This is a genomic window from Streptomyces sp. NBC_01176, assembly GCF_045039825.1.
GTDB lineage: Bacteria > Actinomycetota > Actinomycetes > Streptomycetales > Streptomycetaceae > Streptomyces.
This window is the reverse complement of the sequence record NZ_CP108600.1, coordinates 7,648,565-7,664,243: the sequence shown is the minus strand read 5'-3', so window position 1 is coordinate 7,664,243 and position 15,679 is coordinate 7,648,565. Positions and strand designations below refer to the sequence as shown.

Genomic DNA, 15,679 nt, shown 5'->3' with positions numbered 1-15,679 from the left:
CGCATGCCCCACGGCGCTCCTCAGCGGGCGGCGCCGAGCCGGACCGTGAACGTCGTCGACCCCGGACCGCTCTCCAGCGCGACCGTGCCACCGTGCGCCTCCACCACCGCGGCCACGATCGACAGGCCCAGCCCCGCGCCGCCGCCCCCACCCCCCGCACGACGGCGGTCGGCCCGGGTGAATCGCTCGAAGACGCGGGGCCGGACGTCCTCCGTGACACCGGGCCCGTTGTCATGGACCGTCAACACGGGCCCGGTGCCGTCGGTCTCCAGACGCACCCTGACCTCGGTGCCCACGGGCGTGTGCACACGCGCGTTGGCCAACAGGTTGGCCAACACCTGTTGGAGTCGGTGGGCGTCACCCGTCACCGTCACCGGTTCCTCCGGCAGTTCCAGCGTCCAGCGGTGACCCGGACCCGCCGCCCGCGCGTCCGTGACCGAGTCCAGGACGAGGTGGGTGAGGTCGACGGGCAGGCGTTCCAGGGGCCGCCCCGCGTCGAGGCGGGCGAGCAGGAGCAGGTCGTCGACCATCTCGCCCATCCGCGCCGACTCCGCGGAGATGCGTTCCAGGGCGCGGGTGACCTCGGGGGGCACCGGGCCCGGGTGCAGCAGGGCCAGCTCGGCGTGACCGCGCACCGACGCGACCGGCGTGCGCAGCTCGTGACTGGCGTCGGCGGCGAAGCTGCGCAGCCTCTCCTCGCTCGCGTGCCGCTTGGTCAGCGCGTCCTCGACATGACCGAGCATCCGGTTCACGGCACCGGCGACCCGGCCCACCTCACTGCGCGGATCGGGTGCGGGCACCCGCGCCGGCAACGCCACCTCGCCGCTGGCGAGCGGGAGCTCGCTGACCCGGGTCGCGGTCGCGGCCACCCGGCTCAGCGGGCGCAGCGACCAGCGCACCCACAGGGCGCCGGCGACCCCGGCGACGACGAGGGTCACGCCGAAGACGCAGCCCGCGACCAGTTCCAGGCGGTGAACGGCGGCCCGGACCGGCTCCATCGGCAACCCGGTGATCAGGACGTCGCCGTCCCGGCCCCGTACCGCCGTCACGCGGTAGTCGCCGAGCGCGGACAGACAGACGGTGTGGCCGAGGCCGTCGGCCGGGACGGCCGCCAGGGTCCGGCGGTCGGCGGTGGTCACCTTCACAGCGAGATCGGTCGTGTCGTCACCGGGGCGGACGACCGCCGCGTTGGTGACGTCCGTGCCGACCAGCCGGGCGCCGAAGGTGCCGGTGCTCTGCCGGCGGGTGTCGCCGCTCTCGTCACCGTCGTGGTCGGACTCCACCATCTTCCCCCCGTGCTCCAGGCTCGCGGGGAAGCGCGGCCCCACATCCCGCAGCTGCTGGTCGACGCGGCCGGTGAGAAAGCCGTTCAGCTCGTACACGGCGGCCACGCCGACGGCCGCGCAGCCGACGGCGAGCAGCACCAGCAGCCCCGCGGTCAGCCGCGCCCGTATCGTCCGGGGGAACGGGACCCCGCGGACGAGGGCCCGCGCTCCCGACCGCCCGCGCCGCACCGCGCTCCCCCACCGCGCACTCATCCGCCGGCCGCGGGTTTGAGCACGTACCCGGCGCCCCGCACGGTGTGGATCATCGGTTCGCGGCCCGCGTCCACCTTCTTGCGCAGATAGGAGATGTACAGCTCCACCACATGGGCCTGGCCGCCGAAGTCGTACGACCAGACGCGGTCGAGGATCTGCGGCTTGCTGAGCACCCGGCGCGGATTGCGCATCAGGAAGCGCAGCAGCTCGAACTCGGTCGGTGACAGCTCGATCAGCGCGCCGCCGCGCGTCACCTCACGGGCCTCCTCGTCCATGACGAGATCGCCGACGGTCAGCCGCGGGCCCTCGTCGAGCTGCCGGGCCATGCCCGCGCGGCGCAGCAGCCCGCGCAGCCGGGCGACGACCTCTTCCAGGCTGAACGGCTTGGTCACGTAGTCGTCGCCGCCCGCCGTGATGCCCGCGACGCGGTCCTCGACGGCGTCCCGCGCGGTGAGGAAGAGCACACAGACCTCGGGCCGGACGGTGCGCAGGGTGCGCAGGACGGCGAAGCCGTCGGTGTCCGGGAGCATGACGTCGAGGACGACGGCGTCGGGCATCAGCCCGCGCGCCTCGGTGAGGGCCGAGGCGCCGTCGGCCGCCGTCCGTACCTCCCAGCCCTCGTAGCGCAGGGCGCCGGAGAGGACCTCGGCCAGGTCCGGGTCGTCGTCGACGACCAGGACCCGGACCGGGGTGCCGTCGGGACGGGTGAGCGCGGGCAGCCCGGTTCCCCGGGAGCGGTGCATGTTCATCTTGTCCACCAGGATCGCTCGTCCCACCGGGGGACGGCGCCCCTCCCACCTCTGAGTTTCCTCTGAGTCGACCGCACGGGCCGCTCTGGGTTTCCTGTGAGTCCGTTCGGCGGGCGCCCGTTCAGAGGCTCCTCAGAAGTTGCCGAAGCACAGTTTCCCTCCGGACAGCCGGAAGGACGGACACATGACCACGGTGTACGAGCGGGCCACGGTCCCGCGCCCCGCACGACGACGCGGGCGCCCCCGGCGCTCGCCCGCCGGGCCGCTGCTGGCCCTGCTCTGGGCCGGGGCCGCCGCGGTCGTCGCGCTGTGGTGGTACGACACGCGGTCGGTGGTGGGCCCCGCCGGGTGGCTGACCGACGCCGGCCGGATCGCGGGGCTGCTCTGCGGCTACATCTGCGCGGTGCTCGTCGCGCTGATGGCCCGGGTGCCGCTCCTCGAGCGGCGCGTCGGCTCGGACCGGGTGGCCCGCTGGCACGCGATGGCCGGCCGGTACACGGTCTGTCTGCTGGTCGCGCATGTCTCGCTGATCCTCCTCGGGTACGCGGTCCAGGACGGGGCGGGCCTCGTGCACGAGACGCTGAGCGTGGTGTTCGACTACCCGGACATGCTCAAGGCCACCACCGGCACGGTCGTCCTCCTCGCCGTCGGGATCACCTCGGCGCGCCTGGTGCGGCACAGGGTCAGCCACGAGTTCTGGTACTACGTGCACCTGCTCACGTACGCGGCCGTCTTCCTCACCTTCTTCCACCAGCTCTCGCTGGGCGCGGACCTCGTCGGCAACTCCGCGGCCCAGGCGGCCTGGTACGCGCTCTACCTGGGCTCGGCCGCACTGGTCGTCCGGTACCGGCTGCTCGCACCGGTGCGGCTCAACCTGCGCCACAGGCTGCGCGTGGACTCCGTGCACCGCGAGGCGCCCGGGATCTTCTCCGTCGTCGTGCGCGGGGAGCGGCTGGACGAACTGGACGCCCGTGCCGGACAGTTCTTCCGCTGGCGCTTCCTCACCGACGGCATGCGGTGGACCTCCACCCCGTACTCGCTGTCGGCGCCACCCCGCCCCGACCGGATGCGGATCACCGTGAAGGCGCTCGGCGACCACAGTGCCGCCGTGGGGCTGCTGCGGCCCGGCACCCGGGTGTGGGCGGAGGGCCCGTACGGCGCGCTCACCGCCGAACGGCGCAGCGCACCCAAGGCGCTCCTGATCGCGGGCGGCGTCGGCATCACACCGCTGCGCGCGCTGTTCGAGTCGCTGCCCGGCGGTCCCGGCGACGTGACGCTGCTCTACCGGGCGCGCACGGCCGGGGATCTCGCGCTCGGCGCCGAGCTGGAGGCGATAGCGCGGTGGCGCGGGGCGCGTGTCCTGTACGCCGTCAACGACGCCGACGGGACGCGTCCGCGGTTCACCGCCGAGTCCCTGCGGGCCCGTGTGCCCGATGTCGCGGCGCACGACGTCTATCTGTGCGGTCCTCCCGCCCTGGCCAGGGACCTGTACGGCGCGCTGCGTGCGGCCGGGGTCCCCGACCGCCGTATCCACCACGAGTCGTTCGAGCTGTGAGGCCGTCATGCACACCCTGAGGAAGCACCGTCCGCTGCGCCGCGTGACGCTGGCGGCGGCGGCCACCGTCACCGGTGTCGTCCTGCTCCTGTCGCTCAAGCCGCACACCGCCCCGACCGTGGCCGGGACCTCGTCGGCCGCCGGGGCGTCCCCGTCGCGGTCGCCGTCCTCCGCGAGCTCCGCGGGGAGCTCGTCGGGGGGTACGCGCTCCACCGGGACCAGGACGGTCACGGGGGACACGGTCCAGACCCGCTGGGGGCCCGTACAGGTGCGGGTCACCCTGAAGAACGGCAGGATCACCGACGTGACCGCGGTCTCCTACCCCTCGCAGAACCCCCGGGACCAGGAGATCAACAGCTATGCGATCCCGCAGCTGCGGCGGGAGGCGCTGGCCGCGCAGAGTGCCGGGATCGACTCCGTCTCGGGAGCCACGTACACCAGCGACGGGTACCGGCGTTCCCTCCAATCGGCACTGGACTCGACGAACCTCTGAACGCACGGCCGCCGGGCCCCGTATCTCTGGGCCAGGGGACCCCTCCCCTCACCCCGTCCCCCACGGACGCCCACGGAGGAACCGTTGTCCACGATCGCCGGTGGCCGCGCCGCGCGGCGCCAGACCCTGCGCCGAATCCGCCCACGACGCTCCCCCGCCGTCCCCCTGCTGCTCGCCGTCTGGGCGGGCGCGGCCGGGGTCATCTGGCTGTGGTGGAGCAACACCCCGTCCATCGCGGACGACAACAGCAAGATCCTCAACGCGGGCCGCATCACGGGGCTGCTCGCCGGGTACCTGATGGCACTGGTGGTGCTGCAGATGGCCCGGGTGCCCGCCCTGGAGCGCCGGGTGGGATCGGACCGCGTCGCGCGCTGGCACGCGATGAGCGGCCGGTACACGATCTGTCTGGTCCTCGCCCACCTCGTCCTGATCATGTGGGGCTACGCGCTGCAGGCGGGCAAGAGCTTCGGCGACATCGTCCAGCAGACCATCGACTCGATCAACCAGCTGCCCGACATGGGCAAGGCGGCGATCGGCACCGGTCTGCTGTTCGTCATCGGTCTGCTCTCGATCGGCCCGGTGCGCCGCAGGATGGGATACGACACCTGGTACCACATCCACCTGCTCACCTACGCCGCCGTCTTCCTGACGTTCTGGCACCAGCTGTCCACGGGGAACGAGTTCGCGGTCGACCCGACCGCGAAGACCGTCTGGTACGGGCTGTACGGGTCGGTGACGGCGCTGGTGCTCTGGTACCGGATCCTCGCCCCGATCCGGCTGAACCTGAAGCACCGGATGCGGGTCGAGGCGGTCGTCGAGGAGACGCCCGGCATCGTCTCGGTGCTGATCAGCGGCCGGAAACTGCACCGCATGGGTGCGGAGGCCGGGCAGTTCTTCCGCTGGCGCTTCCTGGCACCGGGCATGCGGCTCAGCTCGCACCCGTATTCGCTGTCGGCGGCCCCGCGCCCCACCATGCTGCGCATCACGGTGAAGGCGATCGGCGACCACAGCTCCGCGCTGCGCGACCTGCGGCCCGGCACCCGGGTCTGGGCCGAGGGCCCCTACGGGGCGCTGACGGCGGCCAAGCGCAGCCGCGGCAAGGTCCTGCTGGTCGCCGGCGGTGTCGGCATCACGCCGATGCGGGCGCTGTTCGAGACACTGCCCGGCTCGGCGGGCGATCTGACCCTGCTCTACCGGGCCAACACCACCCAGGACCTGGCCCTGTGGGACGAGCTGGCCTCGATCGCCGAGGAGCGCGGGGCCCGGCTGATGTACGCGGTGAACAGTCCCGAGGGGGAGCGCCCGGACATCTCGGCGGAGACCCTGAGCCGGAAGCTGCCGGACATCGACCGCCACGACGTCTTCATGTGCGGGCCGCCCGGCTTCGCGCAGCAGGTCTACCAGGCACTGCGCGGCGCGGGGGTTCCCGCCCGCCGCATCCATCACGAGTCGTTCGAGATGTGAGCGACGGGAGTCAGGAGCGATGAAGAAGAGCCACCCCATTCGACGTGCCGTGCTCGCAGGCGCCGCCACCGTGTCCGGGATCGTCCTGCTGCTGTCGCTGAAGCCCGCCTCCGACCCGGCGTCCGCGTCGGCGCAGGGCGCGGCCGCACCGCAGCAGTCGGCGGCGGCGCAGGAGTCGCCCCAGGGCGGCAGCGCGCAGCAGTCGTCCTCGGGGGCAGGGACCGTCACCGGCGACGTCGCCCAGACCCAGTACGGTCCCGTCCAGGTCCGTATCACCGTCAGCGGTGGCAAGGTCACCAAGTCGGAGGTCGTCCAGATCCCGAGCGGTGGCCGCAGTACCGAGGTGAGCAACAGCTCGGTGCCCAGGCTCAACCAGGAGGCCGTCGCCGCGGGCAGCGCCGACATCGACGCCGTGTCCGGTGCCACCTACACGAGCGCCGGGTACAAGAAGTCGCTGCAGTCGGCGCTCGACAAGGCGAAGGCCCAGGGCGGCGGGGCGGCAGGGTCCGCCGGTGCCGCGGGCTCGGCGGGCTCGTCCGGTGCCTCCGCGGCGCCCCGGGCCCCCGCCGCGCAGGCCCGTACCGTCACCGGGAGTGTGGCCCAGACCCAGTACGGCGCCGTCCAGGTCCGTGTCACCGTCAGCGGCGGCAAGATCACCAAGGCCGAGGCCGTCCAGGCGCCCAAGGGCGGTCTGAGCGACCAGAAGACCGCGATGGCCGTTCCCAAGCTGAACCAGGAGGCCGTCGCGGCCGGAAGTGCCGACATCGACGCCGTGTCCGGTGCGACCTACACCAGCACGGGATACAAGCAGTCCCTGCAGTCGGCCCTGGACAAGGCCGGTGGCTGACCCCTCCCAGGAGCCGCACGCGCTGCGGCACGCCGAAGAAGTCATGGGCACCGTCTTCTCGTTCGACGTGCGCGGCGGCGAACCCGACCTCGTCCGGGCCGCGTTGGACGAGGCGGTCGCCGAACTCCACAAGGTGGACGAGGTGTTCAGCACCTATCGCGAGGAAAGCCAGCTCTCCCGCCTGGCTCGCGGTGAGCTGAGCGTCGAGGAGTGCGATCCGGAGGTCGGCGAGGTGCTCGACCTGTGCGCCGAGGCGGAGCGGCTGAGCGCGGGCTGGTTCAGCACGAGGTACGGGGGGCGGCTCGACCCGACGGGTCTCGTGAAGGGCTGGGCGACCGAGCGTGCGGCCCGCCGCATGGCGGCGGCCGGCGCGAGCGGGGTGAGTGTGAACGGGGGCGGTGACGTCCAGCTGTTCGGGGCTCCCGGCACCCACCGCCCCTGGCGGGTCGGCGTCTCGGATCCGCTGCGTCCCGGTGGGCTGGCGGCCGTGGTCTCCGCCGCCGGTGTGGAGGAGCTGGCGGTGGCCACCTCGGGCACCGCCGAGCGCGGCGCCCACATCGTCGACCCGAGCACCGGCCGCTCCGCGGTCACCGACCTGGTCGCCGTGACCGTGGTGGGTCCCCGGCTGACCTGGGTGGACGCCTGGGCGACGGCCGCCTTCGCGATGGGTTCCCGTGAGGCCCTGAGCTGGCTGGAGTCCCTGCCGGACATCGAGGCCCTGCTCATCACGGCGGGCGACGAGGTGCGATGCACCGGTGGCCTCGCCCAACGGCTGGGCTGACCGGAGCGGTCCCGTCAGGGCGCGGGGCACCGCGCGGCCGGCCTCGCGCGCCCCGCGCGCGAACGCGGACGGACGCAGGCGGAGGGGCACCCCGGTCGGGGTGCCCCTCCGCCTGCGTACCCGTCAGTGGTTGTTCTGGGCCAGCCGCAGCAGATGGTCGGCGAGCGCCTGTCCACCCGTCGCGTCCCGGCTGATCAGCAACAGTGTGTCGTCGCCTGCGATCGTCCCGAGGATGTCGTGCAGCTCCGCCTGGTCGATCGCCGAGGCGAGGAACTGCGCGGCCCCCGGAGGGGTGCGCAGGACCACGAGGTTCGCGGACGCCTCCGCGGAGATCAGCAGTTCCGAGGAGAGCCGGCGCATCCGCTCCTCCTTCGCCGACTCCCCCAGGGGTACGCGCGGGGTGCGGAAGCCGCCCTCGCTGGGTACCGCGTAGATGAGGTCGCCGTCGTTGTTGCGGATCTTCACCGCGTTCAGCTCGTCCAGGTCCCGGGAGAGCGTCGCCTGGGTGACGTTCAGCCCGTCGTCGGCCAGGAGCTTCGCCAACTGGCTCTGTGAGCGCACCGGTTGCCGGTTGAGGATGTCCACGATCCGGCGGTGGCGTGCGGTACGGGTCTGCGGCACGGCAGGCCCGGCATGCTCGTGGTCCTGCGCCTGGCTCATCGTCGTCGTCCCATTTCTCAGGATCCATCCCCGTTGACTGCGTCGAGGACGCCGGGAAGGGCTCCGAGCAGGACGTCCACCTCGTCGTCGCTCAGGTTCAGCGGGGGCATCAGCCGTACGACATCGGGGGCGGGCGCGTTCACCAGGAGACCGGCGTCCTGAGCCGCCTGCTGCACCTGGGGCGCCAGCGGCTCGGTGAGCACGATACCCAGGAGCAGGCCGGCGCCCCGGACGTGGTCGACCAGCGGGTGCCCGAGTGACTCGATCCCGTCCCGCAGCCTCGCGCTCGTACGCTTCACGTTCTCGAGGAGCCCCTCGGACGCGATGGTGTCGAGTACGGCGAGGCCGGCCGCGCAGACGACCGGGTTGCCGCCGAAGGTCGTGCCGTGCTGGCCGGGCCTCAGCAGCTCGGCGGCCCGGCCGAAGGCGACGGTCGCGCCCAGCGGCAGTCCGCCGCCGAGGCCCTTGGCGAGCGTGACGATGTCGGGCAGGACACCCTCGTGTGCCTGGTACTCGAACCAGTGGCCGGTCCGGCCGATTCCGGTCTGCACCTCGTCGAGGACCAGCAGCGAACCGCTGGCGGCGGTGATCGCGCGGGCCGCCTTGAGGTAGCCGGCCGGGGGCACGACCACACCGTTCTCGCCCTGGATCGGCTCGATGACGACGAGCGCCGTCTCGTCGGTGACGGCCGCGGCCAGCGCCTGCGGGTCGCCGTACGGAACGTGCGTGACGTCGCCGGGCAGTGGCAGGAAGGGCTCCTGCTTGCCGGGCTGGCCGGTGAGCGCGAGGGCGCCCATGGTCCGGCCGTGGAAACCGCCCCGGGTCGCCACCATGTGCCCGCGGCCGGTCAGCCGGCCGATCTTGAAGGCGCCCTCGTTGGCCTCGGCGCCCGAGTTGCAGAAGTAGACCCTGCCGTCGCGCCCGAAGAGCTGGAGCAGCCGTTCGGCGAGCGCGACGGGCGGCTCGGCGACGAAGAGGTTGGAGACATGGCCGAGCGAGGCGATCTGGTTGCCGACCGCCTCGACGATCGCCGGGTGGGCGTGGCCGAGGGCGTTGACCGCGATGCCGCCGACGAAGTCCAGGTACTCCTTGCCGTCCGCGTCCCACAGCCGGGTGCCCGCGCCGCGGACGAGGGGCAGCCGCGGGGTGCCGTAGTTGTCCATGAGCGAGCCCTGCCACCGCTCGGTCAGTTCCTGGTTGGCGGTCATACGGCGTCCCCCTCGGGCGCGTCCGGCACGACCATCGTGCCGATCCCCTCGTCGGTGAAGATCTCCAGCAGGATCGAGTGCTGGACCCGGCCGTCGATGACGCGGGCCGTGGTGACGCCGTTGCGCACGGCGTGCAGACAGCCCCGCATCTTCGGCACCATGCCGCTGGCCAGCTCGGGCAGCAGCTTCTCCAGCTCGGAGGCGGTCAGGCGGCTGATCACCTCGTCGCTGTGGGGCCAGTCCTCGTAGAGGCCCTCGACGTCGGTGAGGACCATGAGGGTTTCGGCGCCAAGTGCCGCAGCGAGTGCCGCAGCCGCCGTATCAGCATTGACGTTGTAGACATGTCCGTCGTCCTGGGAGCGGGCGATCGAGGAGACGACCGGGATCCGGCCGTCGACGAGCAGCGCCTCGATGGCACCCGTGTCGATGTCGGTGATCTCGCCGACCCGGCCGATGTCGACCAGTTCGCCGTCGATCTCGGGCAGGTGCTTGGTGGCGGTGATGGTGTGCGCGTCCTCGCCGGTCATGCCGACGGCGAGCGGTCCGTGCTGGTTGAGCAGTCCGACGAGCTCGCGCTGCACCTGTCCGGCGAGCACCATCCGTACGACGTCCATGGCGTCCTCGGTGGTCACCCTGAGGCCGGCCTTGAACTCGCTGACGATGCCGTGCCGGTCGAGCTGTGCGCTGATCTGCGGGCCGCCGCCGTGCACGACGACGGGCTTGAGCCCGGCGTGGTGCAGGAAGACGACGTCCTGTGCGAAGGCGGCCTTCAGCTCCTCGTCGATCATGGCGTTGCCGCCGAACTTGATGACGACGGTCTTGCCGCGGTGGCGGGTCAGCCAGGGCAGCGCCTCGATGAGGATCTGGGCCTTGGGGAGTGCGGTGTGCTTCCGCGTCATGTGGTTCATGAGGAGTAGGCGCTGTTCTCGTGGACGTAGTCCGCGGTGAGGTCGTTGGTCCAGATGGTGGCGGTGGCGGCGCCCGCGGCGAGGTCGGCGACGATGTGGACCTCGCGGTAGCGCATGTCGACGAGCTCGCGGTCCTCGCCGACGCCGCCGTTCTTGCAGACCCACACGCCGTTGATGGCGACGTTCAGCTGGTCCGGCTCGAAGGCGGCCCCGGTGGTGCCGATGGCGGACAGGACACGCCCCCAGTTGGGGTCCTCGCCGTGGATCGCGCACTTGAGGAGGTTGTTGCGGGCGATGGAGCGGCCCACCTCGACGGCGTCCTCCTCGGTCGCGGCGCCCACGACCTCGACCTTGATGTCCTTGCTGGCGCCCTCGGCGTCCCGGATGAGCTGCTGACCGAGGTCGTCGCAGACCGCTCGTACGGCCTCGGCGAACTCCGCGGCGTCGGGGGTGACCTCCGAGGCACCGGAGGCGAGCAGCAGCACGGTGTCGTTGGTCGACATGCAGCCGTCGGAGTCGACTCGGTCGAAGGTGGTGCGGGTGGCGGCGCGCAGGGCTCCGTCGAGGGTCCCGGTGTCCACGTCGGCGTCGGTCGTGAGGACGACGAGCATGGTGGCGAGGCCCGGTGCGAGCATGCCCGCGCCCTTGGCCATGCCGCCCACGGTCCAGCCGTCGCCGGTGCGCACCGACGTCTTGTGCACGGTGTCGGTGGTCTTGATGGCGATGGCGGCCTTCTCGCCGCCGTGCGGGCCGAGCTGGGCCGCGGCCGTCTCCACGCCCGCCAGCAGCTTGTCCATCGGCAGGAGGACGCCGATGAGTCCGGTGGAGGCCACCGCGACCTCGCCGGCGTCGACGTCCAGGACGGCGGCGGCCTTCTCCGCGGTGGCGTGGGTGTCCTGGAAGCCCTTGGGCCCCGTACAGGCGTTGGCGCCGCCGGAGTTGAGGACGACGGCGGAGACCTGGCCGCCCTTGAGGACCTGTTCGGACCAGAGCACCGGCGCGGCCTTCACGCGGTTGGAGGTGAAGACGCCCGCGGCGGCCAGACGGGGCCCGTTGTTGACCACGAGGGCCAGGTCCGGGTTGCCGTTCTCCTTGATGCCTGCGGCGATGCCGGAGGCGGTGAAGCCCTTGGCGGCGGTGACGCTCACGGTGCCACTCCGATCGTGGTGAGACCCAGCTCCTCGGGGAGCCCGAGGGCGATGTTCATGCTCTGGACGGCCCCGCCGGCCGTGCCCTTGGTCAGGTTGTCGATGGCGCTGATCGCGATGATGCGGTGCGTGGCTTCGTCGTGTGCGACCTGGATCTGAACGGCGTTGGAACCGTAGACGGACGAGGTGGCGGGCCACTGCCCCTCGGGCAGCAGCCGGACGAACGGCTCGTCCGCGAACGTCTTCTCGTACGCGGCCCGTACGGACTCGGCGGTGACCCCGGCCCTGGCCCTGGCGCTGCACGTGGCGAGGATGCCGCGGGGCATCGGGGCGAGAGTGGGGGTGAAGGAGACGGCGACGGGCTCGCCCGCGGCACCGCTCAGGTTCTGGATCATCTCGGGGGTGTGCCGGTGGCCGCCGCCGACGCCGTACGGGGACATGGAGCCCATCACCTCGCTGCCGAGCAGATGGGGCTTGGCCGCCTTGCCCGCGCCGGACGTTCCCGAGGCGGCGACGATCACCGCCTCGGGCTCGGCGAGTCCGGCCGCGTAGGCCGGGAAGAGCGCGAGGGAGACGGCCGTCGGGTAGCAGCCGGGCACCGCGATGCGCTTGGACCCCTCCAGCGCGGCGCGGCCGCCCGGCAGTTCGGGAAGGCCGTAGGGCCAGGTGCCGGCGTGCGGCGACCCGTAGAACGTCTCCCAGTCGGCCGGATTCCTGAGCCGGAAGTCGGCGCCCATGTCGACGACGAGGACGTCCGGTCCGAGCTGCTCGGCGACGGCCGCGGACTGCCCGTGCGGCAGCGCGAGGAACACGACGTCGTGCCCGGCCAGCACCTCGGCGGTCGTCGGCTCCAGGACGCGGTCGGCGAGCGGCAGCAGATGCGGCTGGAGCGCGCCCAGGCGCTGGCCCGCGTTGGAGTTGCCGGTCAGGGCGCCGATCTCGACCTCGGGGTGCGCCAGGAGCAGACGCAGCGCCTCGCCGCCCGCGTACCCACTCGCTCCCGCCACTGCTGCGCGTACCGCCATGGAACCCTCCTCTTAGATGGCATGACTATACGTATCGATGCACGTTTATGCAACGGGGTCATGGGGAGACCCGGGACGCGGGTCACGGGTCGGCGGCGTGTGCGCGATGTGCGCGGAGTCGGCAGGGTCGACGGAGCCCCGGACCGGCGGTCGGCGGGTGCGCGCGGGGCTCGGTACGGTCACTCACCACGTGGTCCCACCCATGCGCACAGCGTAGGCCGCGGCACGGGTGGCCTGGTGTTCCCTGCCCGGGGGAGGAAACCAGGGAAGGGAGAAACGGGGGCGGGGAAGCGGAGCCCGGGAGGTGGGGGCGGAGGTCAGGAGCGTGCGTCGCGGGGCTGGGCGGCGCGCTGCGCGTTCCGCTCCTTGATGCGCTCCTCTTCCTTGCGGACCTCGGCCTGGGTGGCGCGCTCCCGGCGCAGCCACCCGGGGTCGTCCTGCTTCAGCGCGTCGATCTGCTCCGTGGTGAGCGGCTCGGTGACCCCGCCGCGCGCGAGCCCGGCGATGGAGATGCCCAGCCGCGCGGCGACCACGGGCCGGGGGTGCGGGCCGTTGCGTCGCAGTTCCTGCAGCCACGCGGGCGGGTCGGTCTGCAGCGCGTTCAGCTCGGCGCGCGAGACGACGCCCTCCTGGAACTCGGCGGGGGTGGCTTCGAGGTACACACCCAGCTTCTTCGCCGCGGTGGCGGGCTTCATGGTCTGGGTGGTCTGGTGCGACGTCATGGTGTCAAGGGTATCGAGCGTGTGCGCGACCTCCGACCACGACCGATAGCCTGGCGAGGTGACAGGCTCGGAAGTACCTCCTTCGTTCCGGCTCGCCTATGTCCCGGGAGTGACGCCCACGAAGTGGGTGCGGATCTGGAACGAGCGGCTGCCCGACGTCCCCCTGACCCTCGTCGCGGTGTCCGCCGCCGAGGCGTTCGACGTGCTGCGGGACCGCGGCGCCGACGCCGGATTCGTACGGTTGCCGGTCGACCGGGAGGACCTCAGCGCGATCCCGCTCTACACCGAGACCACGGTCGTCGTGGTCCCCCGGGACCACGTCGTGGCGGCGGTCGACGAGGTGACCGCCGAGGATCTGGCCGACGACATCGTGCTGCACCCGCTCGACGACACCCTCGGCTGGGAGCGCCCGCCGGGGCGGCCCGCGTTCGAGCGTCCCGCCACCACGGAGGACGCCGTCGAGCTCGTGGCGGCGGGCGTCGGGCTGCTCGTCGTGCCCCAGTCGCTCGCGCGCCTGCACCACCGCAAGGACCTCACCTACCGGCCGCTCACGGACGCCCCCGAGTCGCGCGTCGCGCTGTCCTGGCCCGAGGAGGCGACCACCGATCTGGTGGAGGACTTCATCGGGATCGTCCGGGGCCGGACCGTCAACAGCTCACGCGGACGCTCGCAGACGTCGGCGCCCGCTGCGGGCGCGGCGTCGGGCGCGACTTCGGCCTCGGGCAAGGGCAAGCGTCCCCAGGCGGGTGGCGGGCGGAAGAAGCCCGTGGGCGGCAGGACGGGCGGCGGGGCGGGGGGCAAGGGCTCCCGCGGCGGCGCCGGTGGCTCCGGTGGCGCCAAGAGCGGTCGGCGGGGCAAGCCCCGTCGGCGGTCGTGAGCGGCCCGTGGGTGAGTTCTGGCCGGTGGCCGACGTACTGGCGTACCTGACCGGGAGCTGGCGGGTGGAGCGTTCGGTGCGGGATCGCGCGAGCGGGGCGGAGGGGCGTTTCACCGGGACGACCGCTTTCTCGCCGCTCGACGACGGAGGCGACGGCCTGCTCCATCACGAGTCCGGCGCCTTCACCTGGCAGGGCACGTCCAGGCCCGCGGAGCGCACGCTGTGGTTCCTGCCCGGACAGCGCGCGGGCACCGCGGACGTCCGGTTCTCCGACGGTCGCCCCTTCCACGACCTGGACCTGACCACCGGCCGGCACGTCGCCGACCACCCGTGCGCGGCGGACCTCTACCGGGGCGAGTTCACGGTGTTCGACGCGGGCCGCTGGCGCACGGTGTGGCGGGTGGGAGGCCCCGCCAAGGATCTGATCCTCACCACCGAGTACACACGGCCGCACTGAGCGCCGCGCGGAGATCAGCGCCCGTAGCAACGCGGAGGCACGCTGGTACCGCGGCGCTAGACACCCTGCGTCGACGCCTCCAGGCGCAGGTTCCAGCGGCCGTTGTGCCCGGTGAGGGTCATCGTCGACAAGGGGCGCACGTCGATGTTCCAGTACGTCGTCGGCTGGGCCCGCAGCGCGTAGACGAGCGCGGCCCGCACCACGGACGGTTCCGTGACCGCGACGATCCGGCCGCCGTCGTCCGCCGGGCGGGTGTCGAGCCAGCTGCCGACCCGGGCGATGAAGGACATCAGGGACTCGCCGCCGTGCGGGGCGGAGCGCGGGTCGGCGAGCCAGGCGTCCACGGCCGACGGCTCGCGGGCCATCGCCTCACCCAGGGTGAACCCGCGCCAGCGGCCCATGTCGCAGTCGCGCAGCGCGGGTTGGACCAGCGGCGCGTAGCCGAGCGCATCGCCGGTGGCACGGCTGCGCGGGGTCGGTGAGCAGTAGCGCAGCTCGGCCGCCGCCAGCGGCACCAGTTCGGGGGCGGCGCGCTGCACCTCGTCCCAGCCGGCCTGGTCCAGCGGCCGGTCGTCCTCGAAACGCTCGGCGAGCAACGACGAACTGCGCGCGGCAGCGACGAACGTGACCCGAAGATGCATGCGCAGATCGTGGAGCGCGGGACTCCGCAGGTCAAGGGGTGCTACGCACGGTGTTCGCGGGCTTACCGCGGTACGAGGGCCATCCACCGGTCGGGGCGGTCCAGCGGCCTGAAGCCGACCTTCTCGTAGACGCCGTGCGCGTCGTGCGTGGCGAGCAGGACCCGGGGCACGCCGAAGGGTTCGAGGTGGTCGCGGACGGCCGCCACCAGGGCTGAGCCCAGCCCCTTGCCGCGGACGGACGGGGCGACGTAGACGTCGCACAGCCAGGCGAAGGTCGCCTCGTCGGTGACCACTCGGGCGTACGCCACCTGCTCGCCCGACGAACCGTCGTACACCCCGAAGTTGAGCGAGCCCGCGATCGCGCGCTCCTGCTTCTCGCGGGGCCGGCCCAGGGCCCAGTAGGCGTCCGTGGAGAGCCAGTGGTGCACGCGGGCGACATCGATGCGGGCCGGATCGGCGGAGATCTCGTAGCCGCCGGGGAGCTGCTGTGGGTCGGTCATGCGGGGAGGGTCGCAGGTCGGGCCGGTGAGGTCGAGCGGTTTTCGTCCCGCGCGGGGAGCAGGGGGAGGCTGCGCGGCACGTCGTCGGGGGGGGCGGCACGGGCTC

17 protein-coding genes are annotated in these 15,679 nt (G+C 72.7%); 7 read left to right on the top strand and 10 right to left on the bottom strand.

Annotated features, from left to right (window positions below; all coding sequences use genetic code 11):
* Nucleotides 1-20: 20 nt before the first annotated feature.
* Together OG199_RS33225 and OG199_RS33220 are read right to left on the bottom strand one after the other, a co-directional pair.
* Nucleotides 21-1,538 (bottom strand): sensor histidine kinase, encoded by a 1,518-nt coding sequence (locus tag OG199_RS33225; protein ID WP_405832572.1) that lies wholly within the window; start codon nucleotides 1,536-1,538, stop codon nucleotides 21-23.
* A complete protein-coding gene (locus OG199_RS33220; RefSeq protein ID WP_356801681.1) occupies nucleotides 1,535-2,287 on the bottom strand; it encodes a response regulator transcription factor in 753 nt (250 codons plus the stop codon). Before OG199_RS33220 ends, OG199_RS33225 begins: the two co-directional genes overlap by 4 nt.
* 184 nt (nucleotides 2,288-2,471) lie before the next feature.
* On the opposite strand from OG199_RS33220, the gene OG199_RS33215 reads away from it, so the two are divergent.
* The 5 genes from OG199_RS33215 (at nucleotide 2,472) to OG199_RS33195 (ending at nucleotide 7,427) form a co-directional block, all read left to right on the top strand.
* The gene (locus OG199_RS33215) at nucleotides 2,472-3,842 is read left to right on the top strand and encodes a ferredoxin reductase family protein (protein ID WP_356801671.1); all 1,371 of its coding nucleotides are present in this window, start codon (nucleotides 2,472-2,474) and stop codon (nucleotides 3,840-3,842) included.
* Nucleotides 3,843-3,849: 7 nt separating this feature from the next.
* A complete protein-coding gene (locus tag OG199_RS33210) occupies nucleotides 3,850-4,335 on the top strand; it encodes an FMN-binding protein (RefSeq protein ID WP_405832571.1) in 486 nt (161 codons plus the stop codon).
* Nucleotides 4,336-4,419: 84 nt separating this feature from the next.
* On the top strand, nucleotides 4,420-5,799 hold the full coding sequence (locus OG199_RS33205; protein ID WP_356801674.1) for a ferredoxin reductase family protein: 1,380 nt from the start codon (nucleotides 4,420-4,422) through the stop codon (nucleotides 5,797-5,799).
* Between the two features lie 19 nt (nucleotides 5,800-5,818).
* Nucleotides 5,819-6,646 carry an FMN-binding protein gene (locus OG199_RS33200; protein ID WP_405832569.1) on the top strand — a complete coding sequence of 276 codons (828 nt, stop codon included), beginning with the start codon at nucleotides 5,819-5,821 and terminating at the stop codon, nucleotides 6,644-6,646.
* Between the two features lie 43 nt (nucleotides 6,647-6,689).
* The gene (locus tag OG199_RS33195) at nucleotides 6,690-7,427 is read left to right on the top strand and encodes an FAD:protein FMN transferase (protein ID WP_405834751.1); all 738 of its coding nucleotides are present in this window, start codon (nucleotides 6,690-6,692) and stop codon (nucleotides 7,425-7,427) included.
* A 123-nt stretch (nucleotides 7,428-7,550) separates the two neighbouring features.
* Here OG199_RS33195 and OG199_RS33190 read toward each other — a convergent pair whose 3' ends face one another.
* The 6 genes from OG199_RS33190 to OG199_RS33165 all read right to left on the bottom strand — a co-directional run bounded on the left by OG199_RS33190 (nucleotide 7,551) and on the right by OG199_RS33165 (nucleotide 13,098).
* Nucleotides 7,551-8,087, bottom strand: a complete 537-nt coding sequence (locus OG199_RS33190; RefSeq protein WP_356808737.1) for an arginine repressor — start codon at nucleotides 8,085-8,087, stop codon at nucleotides 7,551-7,553.
* A 17-nt stretch (nucleotides 8,088-8,104) separates the two neighbouring features.
* Nucleotides 8,105-9,295, bottom strand: coding sequence for an acetylornithine transaminase (locus OG199_RS33185; RefSeq protein WP_405832567.1), 1,191 nt, complete (start codon nucleotides 9,293-9,295; stop codon nucleotides 8,105-8,107).
* Nucleotides 9,292-10,203 (bottom strand): acetylglutamate kinase, encoded by a 912-nt coding sequence (argB, locus tag OG199_RS33180; protein ID WP_356808735.1) that lies wholly within the window; start codon nucleotides 10,201-10,203, stop codon nucleotides 9,292-9,294. Before argB ends, OG199_RS33185 begins: the two co-directional genes overlap by 4 nt.
* Complete coding sequence (argJ, locus tag OG199_RS33175) at nucleotides 10,200-11,351, bottom strand: bifunctional glutamate N-acetyltransferase/amino-acid acetyltransferase ArgJ (RefSeq protein ID WP_405832565.1); 1,152 nt, start codon at nucleotides 11,349-11,351, stop codon at nucleotides 10,200-10,202. The genes argB and argJ overlap by 4 nt, the downstream gene beginning before the upstream one ends.
* Complete coding sequence (argC, locus tag OG199_RS33170; RefSeq protein WP_356808733.1) at nucleotides 11,348-12,376, bottom strand: N-acetyl-gamma-glutamyl-phosphate reductase; 1,029 nt, start codon at nucleotides 12,374-12,376, stop codon at nucleotides 11,348-11,350. The genes argJ and argC overlap by 4 nt, the downstream gene beginning before the upstream one ends.
* Before the next feature lie 317 nt (nucleotides 12,377-12,693).
* The gene (locus OG199_RS33165; protein WP_266697815.1) at nucleotides 12,694-13,098 is read right to left on the bottom strand and encodes a DUF5997 family protein; all 405 of its coding nucleotides are present in this window, start codon (nucleotides 13,096-13,098) and stop codon (nucleotides 12,694-12,696) included.
* 58 nt (nucleotides 13,099-13,156) lie between these two features.
* On the opposite strand from OG199_RS33165, the gene OG199_RS33160 reads away from it, so the two are divergent.
* Together OG199_RS33160 and OG199_RS33155 are read left to right on the top strand one after the other, a co-directional pair.
* Complete coding sequence (locus OG199_RS33160) at nucleotides 13,157-13,975, top strand: LysR substrate-binding domain-containing protein (protein ID WP_405832563.1); 819 nt, start codon at nucleotides 13,157-13,159, stop codon at nucleotides 13,973-13,975.
* Between the two features lie 7 nt (nucleotides 13,976-13,982).
* On the top strand, nucleotides 13,983-14,432 hold the full coding sequence (locus OG199_RS33155; protein WP_356808731.1) for a DUF6314 family protein: 450 nt from the start codon (nucleotides 13,983-13,985) through the stop codon (nucleotides 14,430-14,432).
* Between the two features lie 56 nt (nucleotides 14,433-14,488).
* Here the strand turns inward: OG199_RS33155 and OG199_RS33150 are convergent, their stop codons facing one another.
* Together OG199_RS33150 and OG199_RS33145 are read right to left on the bottom strand one after the other, a co-directional pair.
* Nucleotides 14,489-15,073: a histidine phosphatase family protein gene (locus OG199_RS33150; RefSeq protein WP_405832561.1), complete on the bottom strand. Its 585-nt coding sequence runs from the start codon at nucleotides 15,071-15,073 to the stop codon at nucleotides 14,489-14,491.
* Nucleotides 15,074-15,135: 62 nt separating this feature from the next.
* Nucleotides 15,136-15,573: a GNAT family N-acetyltransferase gene (locus OG199_RS33145; protein ID WP_405832560.1), complete on the bottom strand. Its 438-nt coding sequence runs from the start codon at nucleotides 15,571-15,573 to the stop codon at nucleotides 15,136-15,138.
* Nucleotides 15,574-15,679: the final 106 nt, after the last annotated feature.

Excerpts from the sequence above, each read along its gene's own strand:
- argB (WP_356808735.1), bottom strand. The coding sequence starts at position 10,203 with ATGAACCACATGACGCGGAAGCACACCGCACTCCCCAAGGCCCAGATC.
- OG199_RS33215 (WP_356801671.1), top strand. The coding sequence starts at position 2,472 with ATGACCACGGTGTACGAGCGGGCCACGGTCCCGCGCCCCGCACGACGA.
- OG199_RS33165 (WP_266697815.1), bottom strand. The coding sequence starts at position 13,098 with ATGACGTCGCACCAGACCACCCAGACCATGAAGCCCGCCACCGCGGCG.
- OG199_RS33190 (WP_356808737.1), bottom strand. The coding sequence starts at position 8,087 with ATGAGCCAGGCGCAGGACCACGAGCATGCCGGGCCTGCCGTGCCGCAG.
- OG199_RS33145 (WP_405832560.1), bottom strand. The coding sequence starts at position 15,573 with ATGACCGACCCACAGCAGCTCCCCGGCGGCTACGAGATCTCCGCCGAT.
- argC (WP_356808733.1), bottom strand. The coding sequence starts at position 12,376 with ATGGCGGTACGCGCAGCAGTGGCGGGAGCGAGTGGGTACGCGGGCGGC.
- OG199_RS33210 (WP_405832571.1), top strand. The coding sequence starts at position 3,850 with ATGCACACCCTGAGGAAGCACCGTCCGCTGCGCCGCGTGACGCTGGCG.
- OG199_RS33220 (WP_356801681.1), bottom strand. The coding sequence starts at position 2,287 with ATGAACATGCACCGCTCCCGGGGAACCGGGCTGCCCGCGCTCACCCGT.
- OG199_RS33225 (WP_405832572.1), bottom strand. The coding sequence starts at position 1,538 with ATGAGTGCGCGGTGGGGGAGCGCGGTGCGGCGCGGGCGGTCGGGAGCG.
- OG199_RS33200 (WP_405832569.1), top strand. The coding sequence starts at position 5,819 with ATGAAGAAGAGCCACCCCATTCGACGTGCCGTGCTCGCAGGCGCCGCC.
- OG199_RS33185 (WP_405832567.1), bottom strand. The coding sequence starts at position 9,295 with ATGACCGCCAACCAGGAACTGACCGAGCGGTGGCAGGGCTCGCTCATG.
- OG199_RS33150 (WP_405832561.1), bottom strand. The coding sequence starts at position 15,073 with ATGCATCTTCGGGTCACGTTCGTCGCTGCCGCGCGCAGTTCGTCGTTG.
- OG199_RS33195 (WP_405834751.1), top strand. The coding sequence starts at position 6,690 with ATGGGCACCGTCTTCTCGTTCGACGTGCGCGGCGGCGAACCCGACCTC.